The following is an 18,065-nucleotide window of genomic DNA, read 5'->3' as shown; positions in this document are numbered from 1 at the left end:
CCGGCCGCGGTGCTGATCGCCGCATGATGCCATGACGGCCACGTTGAGAGCCTCCCGCGGCCCCGCGCCGCGCCTCGGCGAGCCGGCCGAGGCCAGCCCCGACGCGATCGGCGCCGCCACCGAGGCCGCCGCGCTGGAGCCGGTTGCCGAGCCGATCACCGCGACCCCGGTCGGCGGCCGCGCCGTCGACGCGCCGGTCGCGCGCATGCGCCGGCGCTTCTTCTCCAAGCTCACTGCCCGCGTCCTGGCCGTCAACATGATGGCGCTGATGATGTTGGTCGGCGGCATGCTGTACCTGTCGTCCTACCAGGAGCGGCTGATCGAGAACGAGCTGTCCTCGCTCGACGCCGAGGCCACGATCCTGGCCGCCAACCTGGCCGAGGCGGCGGTGGTCGGCGGGGTCGACACGGTGCAGTCGCTGGACCCGGACAACGCCCGCCAGATCGTGCGCCGGGTGTACCAGACCAACGACACTAGGGCGCGGCTGTTCGGCGCCGACGGCAAGCTGGTGGCCGACAGCCGGATGCTGGGCCAGCCCGGCGGCATCATCGAGGTGCGGCCGCTGTTGGCGCCGCAATACAAGGGCTGGCTGCGCGGTCTCTGGGACGCGATCTACGACTGGTCGACCGAATTCGCCGGGCCGCGCAAACGCTGGCCGACCTATGTCGAGCGCCAGGACCAGCAGGCCAACGACTATGCCAGCGTCCGCGCCGCGCTGAGCGGCGGCATCGGCCGCCAGATCTGGACCCGCGAGGACGGCAAGCTGATGCTCGGCGTCGCCGTGCCGGTGCAGCGCGTGCGGCTGGTGCTGGGCGCGGTGCTGATGACCCGCGAGGGCGTCAACATCGAGGGCAACCTGCAGACGGTGCGCGAGGAGATCCTGAAGGTGTTCGCCATCGCGCTGGGCGTCACCATCATCCTGTCGCTGTACCTGGCCGGCACCATCACCCGGCCGATCCGCCGGCTGGCCCGGGCGGCGGAGCGGGTGCAGCAGGGCCGCGGCCGCAAGATCGAGATCCCGGACATGAGCGGCCGGCGCGACGAGATCGGCGAGCTGGCCTCGGCGCTCAGGGCCATGACCGCGGCGCTGTGGACCCGGATCGACGCGATCGAGCGCTTCGCCGCCGATGTCTCGCACGAGATCAAGAACCCGCTGACCTCGCTGCGCAGCGCGGTCGAGACCACCGCCCGGGTCACCGACCCGGCGCAGCAGCGCCGGCTGATGGCCATCATCCTGGAGGACGTGCAGCGCCTGGATCGGCTGATCACCGACATCTCCGACGCCTCGCGCCTCGATGCCGAGCTGTCGCGGGCCGAGACCGGGACGGTCGACATCGGCCGCATGGTCGGCATGCTGACCGAGCTGTACAAGGCCACGCTGGAGGACACCGGCCTCAGGATCAGCCTGAGCCTGCCGCCCGGCTCGGCCCTGACCGTGCCCGGCATCGAGGACCGGCTGGTGCAGGTGTTCCGCAACCTGATCACCAACGCGATCTCGTTCTCGCCGCCCGACGGCGCCATCACCCTGCGCGCCCGGCGCGAGGGCGGCTGGGTGATCGCGACCATCGAGGATGACGGCCCCGGCATCCCGGCCGGCAAGCTGGAGGCGATCTTCGACCGGTTCTACACCGAGCGCCCGGCCGGGGAAAAGTTTGGCACCCATTCCGGCCTGGGCCTCAGCATCTCCAAGCAGATCATCACCGCCCATCGCGGCCAGATCTTCGCCGAGAACCGCGAGGGGCGCCCCGGCGCCCGCTTCACGGTGAAGATCCCCGCGAAGTGAGGGCCGGCATCCACGACATTCCGTATCGAAGGGGGAATCTCATGACATCGTGCCTGCGCGGGCTGCTGCTCGGCACCGTCTTCATCCTGGCCACGGGGCCGGCCTTCGCCCAGGCACCGGCAGCCGTCCCGGCACCTCCAGCACCGCCGGCGGTGCTGGAGGAGATGGATGCGCTGTCTTTCGTCACCTGGGCCAGCGCCTCGGTCCGCGGCGCCCCGAACGGCACCGCCGAGCTGAAGGAGACGCTGCCCTTCGGGTCGCAGGTCATCGTCACCGGCCGGCTGGCCGTCGGCGGCTGGGTCCGGGTGCAGACCCCGAACACCCCGGTCGGCTACATGTGGGCGCAAACCCTGGCGCCGATGCGCATCGCCATGCCCGGCGCCGCGGAGGGCACGCCCGGCGTGGCCTCGGCCGACGACTCCGCCGACGACACCGTCGCCACCGCGACCCCGCTCGGGACCGTGGGCACCTCCCCGCTCGCCGCCGAGGGCCGGGTCTCGAACAGCGACCAGACCGACGTCTTCAGCTTCACCACCGACGGCTGGACCACCCTGTCGATCGACCTGACCGGGATGACCGCCGACGCCGATCTCGAGCTGCGCGACAGCGAGGGCGGCACCCTCGGCTCGGCCGCGGCCGGCGGCTCCGACGACGAGCACATCGCCACGGTGGTCAAGGCCGGCACCTACTACCTGGTCGTCACCAGCTACGGCGACGACACGCCGTACCGCCTCTCCGTCTCCGGCACCGTGGCCGAGGAGCCGCCGCCGGATTCGGCCGGGTCCAGCCAATCCGACGCCCGCGACCTCGGCGACGTCACCGGCGGCAGCGCCGAGGCCAGCGACTGGGTCGGCCCGGCCGATGCCAGCGACTACTACGCCTTCAAGATCAGCGAGCGGCAGGCGGTCACCATCAGCCTGGACGGCATGTCGGCCGATGCCGACGTCAACCTGGAGGGCGCCGACGGCAGCAACCTGCTGAGCGGGACCAACACCGACACCGATGCCGAGGCGCTGACCGCGACGCTCGACCCCGGCACCTATTATCTGAGCGTCTATCCGGCCGGCAGCGAGGCCACCGAATACCGGATGACCGTGGCCGGCGCGCCCGCCGCCCCGCCGCCGCCGGACCATGCCGGCAACACCCCGGAGGAGGCCGGCACGATCGAGCGGATCGGACCGCAGCCCGTCAGCATCAAGGACTGGGTCGGCTTCACCGACCGCGACGACTATTGGCGCTTCACCCTGGTCAACCGCGCCGACGTCACCATCCGCCTGACCATGGAGCAGGGCGACGCCGATATCGACCTGCTGCGCGCCTCGGACCAGGAGAGCCTGATCAGCGGCGCCGAATCCGGCACCGATCCGGAGGAGCTGCAGCTGCGGCTGGACCCCGGCACCTATCTGCTGCGGGTCTACTCCTACCAGGGCGACACCCCCTACACGCTCGAGGCCAAGGCGGTGCCTGCGAAATAACGCGTCTTCTTGTCTGATGATTTGCCGTTGCGATTGACAGGGACCGGGGGTGCCGTCCACCTTCCCACCCGCGATGGCGACGATCCATGCGACCTGCGTCGCAGTCGACGGCCGCGGCGTGCTGCTGCGCGGGCCGTCGGGCAGCGGCAAATCCGACCTGGCCCTCCGGCTGATCGATGCCGGTGGGCGCTTGGTCGCCGACGACCGGGTGCAGCTCTCGCTCGAGGGCGGCGTCGTGGTGGCGCGCCCGCCTGCCGTCCTGGCCGGGCTGATCGAGGCCCGCGGCTTCGGCCCGATCCCGGTGCCATTCGAGCCGGCCGCCCCGGTGCTGCTGGTCGCCGACCTGAAGCCGGCCGAGGCGATCGAAAGGCTGCCGGAGCCGGGGACTTGCGCCTATCTCGGCATCCGCCTGCCGCTGGTCTCGGTGGCCCCCTTCGAGGCCTCGGCGCCGGTCAAGCTGCGTCTGGCCCTGGCCGCGCTGGCCCTGCCCGCACACCGTCTCGCGCGATGACCGACAGTCCCCAAACGCCGGCGCGGTCCGGCCTGCGTCATCGTCTGGTGCTGGTGACCGGCCTGTCCGGCGCCGGCCATTCCACCACGCTCAAGACCCTCGAGGACCTTGGCCACGAGGCGATCGACAACCTGCCGATCGCGCTGCTCGGCCCGCTGGTCGACCATGCCGAGGGCCGGCCGATGGCGGTGACCATCGACACCCGCACCCGCGGCTTCTCGGTCGAGGCGCTGGAGGCCGAGATCGCGGCCCTGCGCGCCCGCGGCGACGTCGATGTCCGGCTGCTGTTCGTCGACGCCGACGACGAGGTGCTGCAGCGCCGCTTCACCGAGACCCGGCGCCGCCACCCGCTGGCGATCGACCGGCCGGTGGCCGACGGCATCCGGCGCGAGCGGCTGGAGCTGTACCCGCTGCGCCCGCTGGCCGACGTCGTGGTCGACACCTCCCTGACCAACCCGCAGGATCTGCGGCGCCTGATCGAGGGGCATTTCGGCCTCGGCACCACGCCCGGCCTGTACGTCACGGTGATGTCGTTCTCGTTCAAGCGCGGCCTGCCGCGCGAGGCCGACCTGGTGTTCGACGTCCGCTTCCTCGACAACCCGCACTGGGTGCCGGACCTGCGGCCGCAGACCGGGCAGGACCCGGCGGTGCAGGCGATGATCCGGCGCGACGCCCAGTTCGACCCGTTCATGACCTCGCTGTTCGGCCTGCTCGAACCGCTGCTGCCGCGCTACAACCGCGAGGGCAAGAGCTACCTCACCATCGCCGTCGGCTGCACCGGCGGCAAACATCGATCGGTGTTCGTGGCGGAGACGCTGGCGGCCTGGCTGGACGGCCAGGGCACCCGCCGCGGGCTGGTCCATCGCGACATGCCGACTTAAGGGCTGACAGGAAGGCAACCGGAACGACATGACCACCCACCCGATGATCGGCATGGTCCTCGTGACCCATGGTCGTCTCGCCGACGAGTTCGTCGCGGCGATGGAGCATGTGGTGGGCGCCCAGCCCCAGGTCGCCACGGTCTGCATCGGGCCCGAGGACGACATGGAGCAGCGCCGGGCCGAGATCATGGACAAGGTGTCCGCGGTCGATGGCGGGCGCGGCGTGGTGCTGCTGACCGACATGTTCGGCGGCACGCCGTCGAACCTGGCGATCTCGATCCTCGACCGCGCCAATGTCGAGGTGATCGCCGGCATCAACCTGCCGATGCTGATCAAGCTGGCCTCGGTGCGCAAGACCGACACCCTGACCGACGCCGTGACCGCCGCCCGCGAGGCTGGCCAGAAATACATCAGCGTGGCCTCGGCCCTGCTGAAACCGGAAAAGCGGAAATGAGCGGCCCGGTGTCTCCGGACGCTGCCATGGACCGGCTGACGCGCACGGTCACGATCCGCAACCAGCGCGGGCTGCACGCCCGGGCGGCGGCCAAGTTCGTCAAGCTGGTGGCCGAGTTCGACGCCGAGATCTGGGTCGAGCGCAACGGCACCGAGGTCGGCGGCCAGTCGATCATGGGGCTGATGATGCTGGCGGCCGGGCCCGGCACGGACATCGCCATCGCCGCGGCCGGGCCGCAGGGGGCCGAGGCCCTGGCGGCGCTCGTCTCCCTGGTCGAGCGCGGCTTCGACGAGGACTGAGCCATGGCGACCCGGATCGCCGACCTGCCTGACTCGAAGCCCAGCCGGGAGATCGTGCTGAGCGGCCTTGCCGTCTCCGGCGGCGTCGCCATCGGCCCGGCCCATCTGATCGAGAGCGGCTTCGAGCAGGTGCCGGAATACCGGCTGGAGGAGGCCGACCTGGCCGGCGAGCGCGAGCGCTTCGGCGAGGCGCTGGCCAAGTCCCGGCGCCAGATCAAGAAGCTGAAGGCCAAGGCCCAGGCGCTGCCGGAGCAGGCGGCGGAGGATATCGGCTACCTGCTGGACGCCCATGCCGCGATCCTGTCCGGCTCGCGCCTGCTGCGCGGGGTCGAGACCCGCATCGCCGAGGAGCGGGTCAACGCCGAATACGCGGTGCAGTCGGAGATCGGGTCCATCGCCGCCCAGTTCGCGGCGATGGACGACAGCTACCTGGCCAGCCGGATCGACGACATCCGCGAGGTCGGGTCCCGGCTGATCCGCAACCTGACCAAGCGTCAGTTCCAGGCCTTGGCCGGCCTGCCCGAGGGCAGCATCATCCTGGCCGAGGAGATCACCCCGGCCGACACCGCGCTGATGGATCCCCGCCGCGTCATGGGCTTCGCCGCCGCCCTTGGTGGCGCCCAGGGCCACACCGCGGTGATGGCGCGGTCGCTCGGCCTGCCGGCGGTGCTCGGCGTACCCGGCCTCTTGGCCGGGGTCCGCGCCGGCCAGACCGTGATCGTCGACGGCACGTCCGGACAGGTGATCATCGATCCGACGCCGGAGACCCTGTCCGCCTATCGCATCCGGCGCGACCTGGCGCGGGCCGACCGCAAGCAGCTCGAGGCCCTGATCGGTCTGCCGTCACGCAGCCGCGACGGCGTCGACGTCACCCTGTCGGCCAATGTCGAATTGCCGCGCGACGTGCAGATGGCGACCGAGCTGAACGCCGCCGGCGTCGGCCTGCTGCGCACCGAATTCATGTTCATGAACCGGGACGACCTGCCGGGCGAGGAGGAGCAGTATTCGATCCTGCGCGACGTGGTCGAGGGCATGGCCGGCAAGACGGTGACGATCCGCACCTTCGACCTCGGCGGCGACAAGATCGCCTCCGCCCTCGGCGGCCGCTTCGCCGAGAGCGCCAACCCGTCGCTCGGCCTGCGCGCCATCCGGCTGTCGCTGAAGGAGCCGAAGCTGCTGGAGGCGCAGCTGGCGGCGATCCTGCGGGCCGGCGCGCACGGGCCGATCCGGGTGCTGCTGCCGATGATCACCACCATCGGCGAGATCCGCGCGGTCAAGGCGGCGCTGGACCGGACGATGCGGCGGCTGAAGCGGCGCCGGGTGCCGGTGCCGGCGGCGATGCCGCCCTTCGGGGTGATGATCGAGGTGCCGGGGGCGGCGCTGATCGCCGACGCCCTGGCGCGCGAGGTCGACTTCTTCGCCATCGGCACCAACGACCTGGTGATGTACACGCTGGCCGCCGACCGCGGCGACGAAGCCGTGTCCCATCTCTACGACCCGCTGCACACCGCGGTGCTGCGGCTGGTGCAGTTCACGGTCGAGGCGGCGCTGCGGGCCCGCATCCCGGTCAGCGCCTGCGGCGAGATCGCCGGCGATCCGCGCTTCACCGCCCTGCTGATCGGCCTCGGCATCCGCGACCTGTCGATGGCGCCGCTGCGCCTCCTGGAGGTCAAGCGCCGGATCCTGACGCTGGACAGCGTCGCCGCCGCCCGCCGCGCCCGGATGATGCTGGACCAGACCGATTCCGGCCGGATCGCCGCGCTGCTCGACGATTTCAACGAGGGTGGGTGAGCGGCGCATGAGGGTCCTGGTCACCGGCAGTTCCGGCCATCTCGGCGAGGCGCTGGTCCGCAGCCTGCGGGACCAGGGGCACGAGGCCGTCGGCCTCGACGTGCGGCCGGGACCATTCACGGCGCAGGTCGGCTCGATCGCCGACCGAGACATTGTGCGGCAGGCCATGGCCGGGGCGCAGGCGGTGCTGCACGCCGCCACGCTGCACAAGCCGCATGTCGCCACCCACGGCCGGCAGGATTTCGTCGACACCAACATCACCGGCACGCTGAACCTGCTGGAGGAGGCGGCGGCCGCCGGCATCGGCGCCTTCGTCTTCACCAGCACCACCAGCGTGTTCGGCGACGCCCTGGTGCCGCCCGCCGGCGCCCCGGCCGCCTGGGTGACCGAGGCGGTCGTGCCGGTGCCGAAGAACATCTACGGCGTCACCAAGGCCGCGGCAGAGGATCTGTGCCAGCTGTTCCACCGCAACCAGGGCCTGCCCTGCCTGGTCCTGCGCACCTCGCGCTTCTTCCCCGAGGCCGATGACGACGGCGCCAGGCGCGCCGCCTATGCCGACGACAACCTCAAGGCCAACGAATACCTGTTCCGGCGGGTCGACATCGAGGATGTGGTCGGCGCCCATCTGCTGGCGCTGGAGCAGGCGCCTGCGATTGGCTTCGGCCGCTACATCGTCAGCGCCACCACGCCGTTCCGGCCGGAGGACCTGGCGGAGCTGCGGCGCGACGCGCCGGCGGTGGTGCGGCGGCGGGTTCCCGGCCACGAGGCCGAATATGCCCGCCGCGGCTGGCGGATGCTGCCGAGCATCGACCGGGTCTATGTCAACGACCGCGCCCGCGCCGAGCTGGGCTGGCAGCCCCGCCACGACTTCCGGGCCGTGATCGACCGGCTGCAGGCGGGTGGCGGGCTGTGGAGCCCGCTGGCCCGGCTGGTCGGGTCGAAGGGCTACCACGCCGAGAGCTTCGCCGAAGGCCCCTACCCGGTGGGCTGACCGGGGGCCGAGCCCCAGCCCGCGAACAACACGCATTCTCTGTATTGCAATACATAATATTTTATACAAAACTGGTCGATGCCGACTCGTCGTGGGAAGAGAGGCATGCAAGGGATCGTTCATATCACGCCGGCAATCTGGCTCCGGGATGGAGAGCGGTCGCCAGTCTGCCTGGGCGATGCCGACGATCTCGCCGACTGGCTGGGGCGAACCTGCGCCCTGCTGATGCGAATCTCGACCGTCGGGGACGGCCAGATCCTGGAGCTGGAAGGCTTGCTGGCCCGGGTCGAGGCGGTGATCGACGCCGGCGATCCGTATCTGCCGGCTGAGCTTCGCCGGGACATCGTGGCCACCGTCGCCCGGCTGAACGGCATATTGGTCACCGCCGCCGTGCCCGACGATGACGGATCCGTCCTGGTGTCGCGGACCGCTTCCCCGCCCGCGCCGGGCAGGACCGACGCGGCACGGCAGCACGGCCGCCCGCTGCTGCGGCTGCACGGCGTCACCGCCTCCGGACGGCGGGGGGTGTAGCCCGCGGCCAGCCCCCCGGCTAGACCCGCACCGCCCGGGCCGCGGCCGCGGTCGCGACCAGCAGCGCCGCCACGATCCCGAGCGCGGCCGGCAGGCCGAGGTGGTCGGCGATGAAGCCGATCGCCGCCGGGCCGGCCAGGATGCCGCAATAGCCGAGCGTGGCGATGGTCGAGATCGCCTGCCCGGGCGCCATGCCCGGCACCCGGCCGGCGGCGCTGAACAGCACCGGCACGACATTGGCGGCGCCGATCCCGACCAGGGCGAAGCCGATCAGCCCGGCCGCCGGCCAGGGCACCAGGATCGCCAGCAGGAAGCCGACCGCCGCCAGGGCGGAGCCGAGCCGGACCACGGTCTCGCCGCCGAAGCGGCTGGTGATGCCGTCGCCGGCCAGCCGCATCACCGCCATCGCCACCGCGAACATGGCGTAGCCGAGCCCGGCCACGGCCGGGTCCTGGCCGCGGGCCTCATGCAGGAACACGGCGCTCCAGTCCAGCACCGCGCCCTCGGCCTGGAACAGCACGAAGGTCAGCAGGCCGAGCACCAGCACCAGGCCGCGCGGCAGGGTGAAGCGCATCCCGGCCTGGGCGGCGCCGCGCTGCGGCGGCAGCATCGACCCGGCCTGGGCGGCCAGCAGCGCCAGCATCAGGCCGCTGACCACCAGGGCCACGGTCAGGGGCGACAGGCCGAGGCCGAGCAGCAGGCTGGCGCCGCCGGCGCCGATCAGCCCGCCGACGCTGAACATGCCGTGGAAGGAGGACATCAGCGGCCGGCTGCCGCGCGCCTCGACCGCCGCGGCCTGGACGTTCATGGCCACGTCCATCGACCCGGTGGCGGCGCCGAACAGGAACAAAGCGAGGCCGAGCGCCAACGCGTCCGGCGCCAGGATGATCAGCGGCAGCGACAGGCAGATCACCAGCCCGCCGAGCGCCGTGATCAGCCGGCTGCTGAAGCGGGCGGCGAGGAAGCCGGCCAGCGGCATCGCCACCATCGCCCCGGCGCCCATGCCGAGCAAAGCGAGGCCGAGCACGCCGTCGTCGATGCCGAGCCGGGCCTTGGCCAGCGGCACCTGCGGCGCCCAGCTGGCGGTGACGGTGCCGCAGATCAGGAACATGGCGCGGGTGGCGAGGCGCGCGCCGCGAAGATCGGCAGTCGCGGTCGTTGCCTCGGCGAAACTGGTCATGATGGCTCCGGTCAGGCGAGGATCAGGGTGAGGCCGGCCTGGCGATAGGCGGCGAGGAGGGCGGCGTCGGCCGACCGTTCGGTGATCAGCGCGTTCAGCCGCCCGACCGGCAGGATCGGGAACGGGGCGGCAGTGCCCAGCTTGTCGGCGGTGACGGCGGCGGCGACCCGGCCGGCGCAGCCGGCCATGCGGCGCTTCACCAGCGCCTCCTCATGGTCCATGCCGCCGAGCCCGGCCTCGATGTCGAGGCTGCACACCCCGAGCAGGCAGAGATCGGCGCGCAGCCCGTCGAGCGCGGCCAGCACCGAGGTGCCGACGGTGGCCTGATCGGCCTTGTCGACCCGGCCGCCGAGCAGCACCACCTCGACCGACGGGTGCCGGGTCAGGGCCAGCGCCGCCGGCAGGTTCGGGGTGACGATGGTGCAGCGCAGGTCGGGCGGCAGCGCCTCGGCCACCGCCAGCATGGTGGTGCCGCCGTCGAGCAGCACCACCTCGCCCGGCCGGATCAGCCCGGCCGCCACCCGGCCGAGCGCGGCCTTGGCCTCCGGCCGCTCGGTCGCCCGGGTGGCGAAGGTACCGGTGGCCGGGGTCAGCGGCAGCGCCCCACCATGGACGCGGCGCACCGCCCCGGCGCGGGCGAGGTCGTTGAGGTCGCGCCGGATCGTGTCCTCGGACACGCCGAGCACGGCGCTGGCCGCGGTGGCCAGGATCTTGCCCTCGAGGGCGAGGAGGTCGAGGAGGCGCTTGCGCCGTTCCTCGGGCAGCAGGATGTCGGTCATGGGAGTTGCCTGGTTTTGCCCGATCATGCACGAACAGGCAGAAACGTGCAACAGCCGGCGGCAAACGTTTCTGGCCTCCCGCGACTCAGCTCCAGGAGCCCAAATCAAACATATAAAGATATCTTTATGCTTGTGGCGAACGGGTCCGGCTGCTACACCCTGCGGCAATTCAGCTTTGCCTCGAGGAGCCTTCGATGCCCGACGCCGCCACCTTCACCGACTACAAGGTCAAGGATCTCAGCCTCGCCAATTGGGGCCGCAAGGAGATCGCGATCGCCGAGACCGAGATGCCCGGCCTGATGGCGCTGCGGGCGGAGTTCGGCCCGTCGCAGCCGCTGAAGGGCGCCCGCATCGTCGGCTGCCTGCACATGACCATCCAGACCGCGGTGCTGATCGAGACGCTGACGGCGCTGGGCGCCACCGTGCGCTGGTCGTCCTGCAACATCTTCTCGACCCAGGACCAGGCCGCCTCGGCCATTGCCGCCGCCGGCATCCCGGTCTTCGCCTGGAAGGGCGAGACCGAGGAGGAGTTCTGGTGGTGCATCGAGCAGACGCTGCGCGGCCCGGGCGGCTGGACCCCGAACATGATCCTGGACGATGGCGGCGACGTCACCCAGATCCTGCACGACAAGTATCCGGAGATGCTGGCCGAGGTCCGCGGCCTGTCCGAGGAGACGACCACGGGCGTGCACCGCCTGTATGAGATGATGAAGAAGGGCACCCTCAAGGTCCCCGCCATCAACGTCAACGACAGCGTCACCAAGTCGAAGTTCGACAACCTGTATGGCTGCCGCGAGAGCCTGGTCGACGGCATCAAGCGCGCCACCGACGTGATGATGGCCGGCAAGGTCGCCGTCGTCGCCGGCTATGGCGACGTCGGCAAGGGCTCGGCCGCCTCGCTGCGCAGCCAGGGCGCCCGGGTCATGGTCACCGAGATCGACCCGATCAACGCCCTGCAGGCGGCGATGGAAGGCTACCAGGTCACGACCATGGACGAGGCGGCGCCGATCGGCGACATCTTCGTCACCGCGACCGGCAATGTCGACGTCATCACGCTCGACCACATGCGGGCGATGAAGGACCGCGCCATCGTCTGCAACATCGGCCACTTCGACAGCGAGATCCAGATCGACGGCCTCCGCAACTACAAGTGGGAGGAGGTCAAGCCGCAGGTCGACGAGGTGGTGTTCCCGGACGGCAAGCGCCTGATCGTCCTGGCCCAGGGCCGGCTGGTCAACCTGGGCTGCGGCACCGGCCACCCCAGCTTCGTGATGTCGGCCAGCTTCACCAACCAGGTGCTGGCGCAGATCGAGCTGTGGCAGAACCACGCCAATTACGAGCGCAAGGTCTACGTCCTGCCGAAGCACCTCGACGAGAAGGTCGCGGCGCTGCACCTGGACAAGATCGGCGCCAAGCTGACCCAGCTGACCCCGAAGCAGGCCGAATACATCGGCGTGCCGACGCAGGGCCCGTACAAGCCGGACCACTACCGCTACTGATCACCCCTCCGGGGTTTCGATCGAGACCAGCCCCCGCCCTCCGGCGGGGGCTTTTTCGTGCCTGCCGTACGGCGATGCGTCCGGCAAGGCAGCGCGACAGAAAACCTCGGATTCAGCACGTTCGTGCCCAATCAATGCCGTGAACATAAGGCAAATGTCGTATCGGCCGCACCGCCCGACATTTCATTCCTGTTCCAGGAGAAATCCATGACCATTTTCACAGGCACGAACGGCGACGACACGCTGCCTCCGCCGCTGGCCGACAATGGCGGTAACGATGAGTTCCACGGCCTCGGTGGCATCGACAACATCAATTGTGGCATCGGCGACGACTTGGCCTTCGGCGGGGCCGGCAACGACATCATCGATGGCGGCGGCGGCGACGATTTCATCGATGGCGGCACCGGCAACGACCGTATGGATGGAAATTTCGGCGATGACACCTACATCGTCGATTCGACCGACGACGAGGTCATCGAGCATTCGCCGGGCGACGGCACCGACACGATCTATTCCAGCGTCTCTCTCACCATGCCGACATTCGTCGAGCGCCTGATCCTGACCGGCAGCGGCAGCATAAACGCGATCGGCGGTGACGCTGCCGACACTCTGGTCGGCAATGCCGGCGCCAACACCCTGACCGGCAATGGCGGCGCTGATTTCCTGTCCGGCGGCGACGGCAACGACATCCTGCGCGGAGGCGCAAGCCAGGATGTCCTCGACGGCGGCAACGGCACCGACGCCGTCACCTACACCGAGAACGCGGTGGGCGCGATCGTCAACCTCGCTACCGGGTTCGGCTTCCTCGGCGCCCAGGGCGACAGCTATCGCAGCATCGAGAACGTCAACGGCAGCGCCGGCAATGACACCATCATCGGCAGCTCGGCCGCCAATGTGCTGAACGGCTGGGCCGGCAAGGATGTGCTGACCGGCGGCGGCGGGGCCGACCGCTTCGTCTTCTCCTCCCCCACGCACAGCGTCGTCGGCGTCAACGCCGACCGGATCACCGATTTCAGCCACGCCCAGGGCGACCGCATCGACCTGTCGGCGATCGACGCCGACACGACGGTGGCGGGCAACCAGGCCTTCGCCTTCATCGGCACCGGCCTCTACAACGGCGACGCGGGGGAGTTGCGCTACTCCGTGGTCGGCGCCGTCACCACCATTGCCGGCGATGTCAACGGCGACGGCGTCTCCGACTTCCACATCCAGCTCACCGGCGCCATCGGCCTGGTGGCCCCCGACTTCGTGCTCTAGCCCGGCGCTCCGTCAGTCGGTCGTGGGGATGCCGTCGAAGTCGCTCTCGACCGACAGGTCGTTCTGGTCGGCGCAGGTGAAGCGGACCGAACCGGCGAGCGGATCCAGGCCCGTCAGGGTCAGGGTGCCGCTCGCCGCCTGGTCGCACCCGTCGATCGAGCCGTCGCCGGCCTCCAGGCTGAAGGAGACGCCGTAGTCGGTCGCCGATTTGTCGGCCGCGACCGCCTGAGAGAACGGCTTCAGGTCATGCGCGCCGAGGGCGGCGTCCTTCGGCAGCGCGACCACCACGGCGCCGACCGGCATCATCTGCTTGGTGCCGTGGACGTCGCGCTGCTGCTCCAGATACAGCAGCAGCAGCCGGCTGCCCGCGGCCTGGCGCTTGGCCGAGCCGGTGCCGGTGATGGTGGCGTTGACCGGCGCGCCGACCTTGGTGCTGACCCGGCCCGGGCCGGCCGAGGCGGCCGCGGGCTCGGACGGCACCACCTGGTTCGGATCGACCGGCACCGCGTCGAAGGTCAGCGACAGCGTCGCCTCCGACGAATCGCGGCAGGTGAAGTTCAGCGTGCCGGCGAAGGGCAAGACGGCGGAGATCTCCACCGTCCCCTGCGGCACCAGGCGGCAGTCGCGCACCCGCGACCCGTCCGCGCCGATGGCGAGGTAGAGCGCGCCGGCGGCCTTGCCGTCCTTGTCGTGCCGGGCCGAATCGTAGCTGCCGACCGGGAGGTCGCCCGGCGCCACATCGGCCGGCAGCAGCAGCTGGATCTGGCGGGCGCGGATCACCCCCTCGCCGGTCGCGGTCATGCCGAGGACGAAACGGCCGCGGTCGTCCTTCACCACGGCCGCGAAGCCTTCGATCGTCTCGGTCTCGCCACCGGTGCCCGCGACCGTGCCGCGGAAGGTGCCGAGGGTCTGGTCGGCCGCCGCAGCGGGCAGGGCCGGCAGCAGCAGAAGGGCGAAGGCGAGACGGCGCAGCATGATCTCTTCCCGGTGGTCCGGCCGCACCCTACACGCTGCGGCCCCGACCCGCCTCCCCGCATCGCGTCGCAGGCCGTCAGGCGGAGAGATGCGCCTCCAGCGCCGCCAGGGCCTCCGGCAGGTCGGCGCGGCCGAAGCCGATGCGGAACCGGTCCGCCGGCACCGGGCCGAGGGCGGAGCGATAGACCCGCGCCGGCAGCAGCAGCACGCCCGAGCGTTCGACCAGGCCGTCGGCGAAGGCGTCCACCCCCTCCTCCCCGAGATAGCGCGGGAAGGCGATGCAACCGGCGGCGGGCACCTGCCATTCGAACCGGTTGGCGTGGCGGGCGAAGAAGGCGTCGAGCAGCGGCAGGTTGGCGGCGACCAGGGCCCGGCTGCGCGCCACCAGATGGTCGCGGGCGCCGATCGCGATCTCGCCCAGCGCCTCGCTCGGCGCCGGGGCGCAGAGGGTGGTGTAGTCCTTCTGCCGCACGATCCGGCGCAGCAGCTCGCGGTCGCGGCAGGCGACCCAGCCGAGGCGCAGCCCCGGCAGGCCGTAGGTCTTGGACAGCACCCCGACCGACAGGGCGCGCTCATACAGCTCGACCGCCGACGGCAGGCGCTCATCCTCACGCCGTTCCAGCCCGCGATAGACCTCGTCCGACAGAATCCAGATCCCGCGCGACCGGGCGAGTTCGATGATCGCCTCGAACACTGGCCGCGGCGGCAGCCAGCCGGTCGGGTTGTGCGGCACATTCAGGATGATGGCCCGGGTGCTCGGCCGCAGCGCCGCCGCGATCCGGTCCGGGTCGAGCGACCAGCCGTACTCCGACTCCGGGGCCGGGTCGAGCGGCACGCCGGTGACGGCGCAGATGCCGGCGGCCACCGCCTCGAGCGACTGGTAGTTCGGGATCAGCGTCACCGCATGGTCGTCCGAGCCCAGCAGCGCCCGCACCGACTGGAAGATCGCCTCCCCCGCCCCGACCGTGACCGCCACGTCTTCGGCCTCCAGCCCGGCATACATGCCGGCGATCGCCGCCCGCAGCGATGGCGCCCCGGCGGTCTCGGTGTAGCCGAGCCACAGCCGGTCCCAGGCCTCGCGCTGCTGCGGCGTGCCGAGGGCCAAAAGGTCGGTCAGCGTCAGCGACTGCATGTCGGAGGCGCAGAGATTATGGCGGGCGGTAAACTCCCAGCGCGCGAAATAGGCTTCGAGCGCGAATTCGGGCAGGCGCATCGGGATCTCCTCGGGCGGCGGCGCGGTCGGTGGGGAGGGTGGCACGGAGATTGATATCTCTCCATGGCGAAATTGTTCGGGACAATGTTCCGATTGTACCGATCCTGTAGCCACGCCACTGTGCGGCCCATGACGCCAGAGCTGCTCTCCTCCTTCGTCCTGTTCGCCTTTGTCACCTCGATCACGCCGGGGCCGAACAACATCATGCTGACCGCCTCCGGCCTGAGCTTCGGCTTCCGCCGGACGGTGCCGCACATGGTCGGCATCGCCGCCGGCTTCACGGTGCTGGTGGCGGCGGTCGGGCTGGGGCTGGGCGCCGCCTTCGCCGCCTGGCCGCTGCTGTATGAGCTGCTGAAATACGGCGGCGCCGCGTACCTGCTGTATCTCGCCTGGAAGATCGCCCGGTCCGGCCCGATCTCGGCCGGCGGCGAGGCCGGGCGGCCGATGACCTTCCTGGAGGCCGCGGCGTTCCAATGGATCAACCCCAAGGCCTGGGTGATGGCGGTGGGTGCCATCGCCACCTACACGCCGCAGGCCGGGTTCCTGGGCAACCTGGCGATCGTCACCGTGGTCTTCGGGCTGGTGAACCTGCCCAGCGTCGGCTGCTGGGCCCTGTTCGGCATGGCGCTGCGCCGGGTGCTGCACGCCCCGGCCGCGGTCCGCGCGTTCAACCTGGGCATGGCCCTGCTGCTGGTCGCTTCGCTGTATCCGATCGCGGCGGAGTTGTTAGGCTGACGGTACGCCCGAGGTGGTCGAGTACTCGAAATGCAGCACCTCGCCCGGATGGGCGAGCGGATGGATCGCATGGGCGGCCGAGGCGGCCTCGGCGAAGCCGGTCAGGATCAGCTTCAGCTTGTGCGGATAGGTGGCGATGTCGCCGACGGCGAAGATGCCGGGCGCGCTGGTCGCCGCCGTCGCCTGGTCGATGGCGATGTGGCTCTTGTCCAGCGCCAGGCCCCAATCGGCGATCGGGCCGAGATTCATCGACAGGCCGAAGAAGGGCAGCAACACGTCGGCCTCGAGCCGCCGCACGGCGCCGTCCAGCGTCGCCACGGTGACGGCGGAGAGCTGGCCGCCCGCCCCCTCCAGCCCGTGCAGCTGGTAGGGCGTGACCAGCTCGATCTTCCCCGCCTCGGCCAGGGCGTGCAGCCTGGCGACGCTGTCCGGCGCGCCGCGGAACTTGTCGCGCCGGTGCACCACCATGACCTTGGCGGCGATGTCGGCCAGCAGGATCGACCAGTCGAGCGCGCTGTCGCCGCCGCCGGCCACCACCACCCGCTTGCCGCGCAGCGAATCCTTCCGCGTCACCATGTAGAAGACCGAGCTGTTCTCATACGCCTCGATCCCGGCCAGCGGCGGCCGGTTCGGGCCGAAGGCGCCGACCCCGGCGGCGACGATCACCGCCGCCGCGTCGATCTGGGTGCCGGCGCTGGTGCCGACCAGCCAGCGGCCGTCCGGCTGGCGCGCCAGGGTCTCGACCCGCTGGCCGAGATGATAGACCGGGGCGAAGGGCGCCGCCTGCGCCACCAGCCGGTCGATCAGCTCCGCCGCCTCGATCCGAGGCTGGCCGGGGATGTCGTAGATCGGCTTTTCCGGATAGAGGGCGGCGCATTGCCCGCCCTGGACGTCGAGCACGTCGACGACATGGCATTTCATCTTCAGCATGCCGCATTCGAACACCGCGAACAGCCCGACCGGGCCGGCCCCGATGATGGCGACGTCGGTGCGGTGCGGCATGGCGGTTCTCCGAAGCTCCAGACCCCGATGGGATAGCCGGTTCCGCGACGGCGCGCACCATCGCGATGCGACACGCGCGTGACGCATCTGCCCCGGTATGCGAACAATCGGCCGATGTTCCGATTCACCCTCGACCTGCCCGACGAAGCCGCGACCGCAGCCCTGGCGGCGCGGCTGGCGGCGCCGCTGCAGCCGGGCGACATCGTCCTGCTGGCCGGCGACCTGGGCGCCGGCAAGTCCTTCCTGGCCCGCGCCCTGATCCGCGCCGCCTCGGGCGAGCCGGAGCTCGAGGTGCCGAGCCCGACCTTCACCCTGGTCCAGTCCTACGACCTGCCGGCGGGCGAGCTGTGGCATTTCGACCTGTATCGGCTGGCGGCGCCGGAGGAGGTGCTGGAGCTGGGCTGGGACGAGGCGCGGCTGGGCATCTGCCTGGTGGAATGGCCCGACCGGCTGGGCCCGCTGACGCCAGCCGACCGGCTGAAGATCGAGTTGGCGCACGGCCCGGGCGACGGCCGCGTCGCCACCATCATCGGCCTGGGCGGCCGCGGCGCGGCCCTGGCCCGGGCCCTGCGCGAGGTCAGATGACCCCGCGGGTCTTCACCATCCCGGCCGGCGGCGGCAGCGCCGACGCGCTGGCGCGCGGCCTGCTCGCCCAGGCCGCGGGCGAGCCGCTGGCGCGGGGCGCCATGACCGGGCTGCTGCCCAGCCG

The 18,065-nt window shown here is 71.1% G+C and carries 18 protein-coding genes; 13 read left to right on the top strand and 5 right to left on the bottom strand.

Going from position 1 to position 18,065, the window contains the following annotated elements; genetic code table 11:
- Window positions 1–31: 31 nt before the first annotated feature.
- From ACTOWL_RS22305 to ACTOWL_RS22265, 9 genes are all read left to right on the top strand, one after another.
- Window positions 32–1,783 (top strand): stimulus-sensing domain-containing protein, encoded by a 1,752-nt coding sequence (locus ACTOWL_RS22305; RefSeq protein WP_441323467.1) that lies wholly within the window; start codon window positions 32–34, stop codon window positions 1,781–1,783.
- Window positions 1,784–1,824: 41 nt separating this feature from the next.
- Window positions 1,825–3,258 (top strand): pre-peptidase C-terminal domain-containing protein, encoded by a 1,434-nt coding sequence (locus ACTOWL_RS22300; protein ID WP_441323466.1) that lies wholly within the window; start codon window positions 1,825–1,827, stop codon window positions 3,256–3,258.
- A gap of 49 nt (window positions 3,259–3,307) precedes the next feature.
- Entirely contained in the window at window positions 3,308–3,769 is a 462-nt protein-coding gene (locus tag ACTOWL_RS22295; protein ID WP_441323465.1) for an HPr kinase/phosphorylase, read from the top strand.
- Complete coding sequence (gene rapZ / locus ACTOWL_RS22290; RefSeq protein WP_441323464.1) at window positions 3,766–4,650, top strand: RNase adapter RapZ; 885 nt, start codon at window positions 3,766–3,768, stop codon at window positions 4,648–4,650. The genes ACTOWL_RS22295 and rapZ overlap by 4 nt, the downstream gene beginning before the upstream one ends.
- A gap of 43 nt (window positions 4,651–4,693) precedes the next feature.
- Window positions 4,694–5,104: a PTS sugar transporter subunit IIA gene (locus ACTOWL_RS22285; RefSeq protein ID WP_026869137.1), complete on the top strand. Its 411-nt coding sequence runs from the start codon at window positions 4,694–4,696 to the stop codon at window positions 5,102–5,104.
- 26 nt (window positions 5,105–5,130) lie between these two features.
- Window positions 5,131–5,403, top strand: a complete 273-nt coding sequence (locus ACTOWL_RS22280) for an HPr family phosphocarrier protein (protein WP_441323463.1) — start codon at window positions 5,131–5,133, stop codon at window positions 5,401–5,403.
- 3 nt (window positions 5,404–5,406) lie between these two features.
- Window positions 5,407–7,194: a phosphoenolpyruvate--protein phosphotransferase gene (ptsP, locus tag ACTOWL_RS22275; RefSeq protein ID WP_441323462.1), complete on the top strand. Its 1,788-nt coding sequence runs from the start codon at window positions 5,407–5,409 to the stop codon at window positions 7,192–7,194.
- Window positions 7,195–7,201: 7 nt separating this feature from the next.
- Window positions 7,202–8,185: an NAD-dependent epimerase/dehydratase family protein gene (locus tag ACTOWL_RS22270; RefSeq protein ID WP_441323461.1), complete on the top strand. Its 984-nt coding sequence runs from the start codon at window positions 7,202–7,204 to the stop codon at window positions 8,183–8,185.
- Between the two features lie 105 nt (window positions 8,186–8,290).
- Entirely contained in the window at window positions 8,291–8,716 is a 426-nt protein-coding gene (locus ACTOWL_RS22265) for a hypothetical protein (RefSeq protein WP_441323460.1), read from the top strand.
- A 19-nt stretch (window positions 8,717–8,735) separates the two neighbouring features.
- Here the strand turns inward: ACTOWL_RS22265 and ACTOWL_RS22260 are convergent, their stop codons facing one another.
- Both ACTOWL_RS22260 and ACTOWL_RS22255 read right to left on the bottom strand, forming a co-directional pair.
- Window positions 8,736–9,896 (bottom strand): MFS transporter, encoded by a 1,161-nt coding sequence (locus ACTOWL_RS22260; protein WP_441323459.1) that lies wholly within the window; start codon window positions 9,894–9,896, stop codon window positions 8,736–8,738.
- A gap of 11 nt (window positions 9,897–9,907) precedes the next feature.
- The gene (locus ACTOWL_RS22255) at window positions 9,908–10,675 is read right to left on the bottom strand and encodes a DeoR/GlpR family DNA-binding transcription regulator (RefSeq protein WP_441323458.1); all 768 of its coding nucleotides are present in this window, start codon (window positions 10,673–10,675) and stop codon (window positions 9,908–9,910) included.
- Window positions 10,676–10,869: 194 nt separating this feature from the next.
- Between ACTOWL_RS22255 and ahcY the strand changes: the two genes are divergently transcribed.
- A complete protein-coding gene (gene ahcY / locus ACTOWL_RS22250) occupies window positions 10,870–12,174 on the top strand; it encodes an adenosylhomocysteinase (protein ID WP_441323457.1) in 1,305 nt (434 codons plus the stop codon).
- A 207-nt stretch (window positions 12,175–12,381) separates the two neighbouring features.
- Window positions 12,382–13,431 (top strand): calcium-binding protein, encoded by a 1,050-nt coding sequence (locus ACTOWL_RS22245; protein WP_441323456.1) that lies wholly within the window; start codon window positions 12,382–12,384, stop codon window positions 13,429–13,431.
- Window positions 13,432–13,443: 12 nt separating this feature from the next.
- Here the strand turns inward: ACTOWL_RS22245 and ACTOWL_RS22240 are convergent, their stop codons facing one another.
- Together ACTOWL_RS22240 and ACTOWL_RS22235 are read right to left on the bottom strand one after the other, a co-directional pair.
- Entirely contained in the window at window positions 13,444–14,406 is a 963-nt protein-coding gene (locus tag ACTOWL_RS22240) for a hypothetical protein (protein WP_441323455.1), read from the bottom strand.
- A gap of 76 nt (window positions 14,407–14,482) precedes the next feature.
- On the bottom strand, window positions 14,483–15,619 hold the full coding sequence (locus tag ACTOWL_RS22235; RefSeq protein WP_441323454.1) for an aminotransferase class I/II-fold pyridoxal phosphate-dependent enzyme: 1,137 nt from the start codon (window positions 15,617–15,619) through the stop codon (window positions 14,483–14,485).
- Between the two features lie 129 nt (window positions 15,620–15,748).
- Between ACTOWL_RS22235 and ACTOWL_RS22230 the strand changes: the two genes are divergently transcribed.
- Window positions 15,749–16,354 carry a LysE family translocator gene (locus tag ACTOWL_RS22230; protein WP_441323453.1) on the top strand — a complete coding sequence of 202 codons (606 nt, stop codon included), beginning with the start codon at window positions 15,749–15,751 and terminating at the stop codon, window positions 16,352–16,354.
- Here ACTOWL_RS22230 and ACTOWL_RS22225 read toward each other — a convergent pair.
- On the bottom strand, window positions 16,346–17,356 hold the full coding sequence (locus ACTOWL_RS22225; protein ID WP_441323452.1) for an NAD(P)/FAD-dependent oxidoreductase: 1,011 nt from the start codon (window positions 17,354–17,356) through the stop codon (window positions 16,346–16,348). The genes ACTOWL_RS22230 and ACTOWL_RS22225 overlap by 9 nt on opposite strands.
- A 114-nt stretch (window positions 17,357–17,470) precedes the next feature.
- Between ACTOWL_RS22225 and tsaE the strand changes: the two genes are divergently transcribed.
- Complete coding sequence (gene tsaE / locus ACTOWL_RS22220; protein WP_441323451.1) at window positions 17,471–17,941, top strand: tRNA (adenosine(37)-N6)-threonylcarbamoyltransferase complex ATPase subunit type 1 TsaE; 471 nt, start codon at window positions 17,471–17,473, stop codon at window positions 17,939–17,941.
- The last annotated feature ends 124 nt before the right edge of the window (window positions 17,942–18,065 follow it).

The organism is Inquilinus sp. CA228 (assembly GCF_052078665.1).
GTDB lineage: Bacteria > Pseudomonadota > Alphaproteobacteria > DSM-16000 > Inquilinaceae > Inquilinus.
The sequence above is the reverse complement of the archived record's forward strand: the minus strand, read 5'-3'. Positions and strand labels throughout refer to the sequence as shown.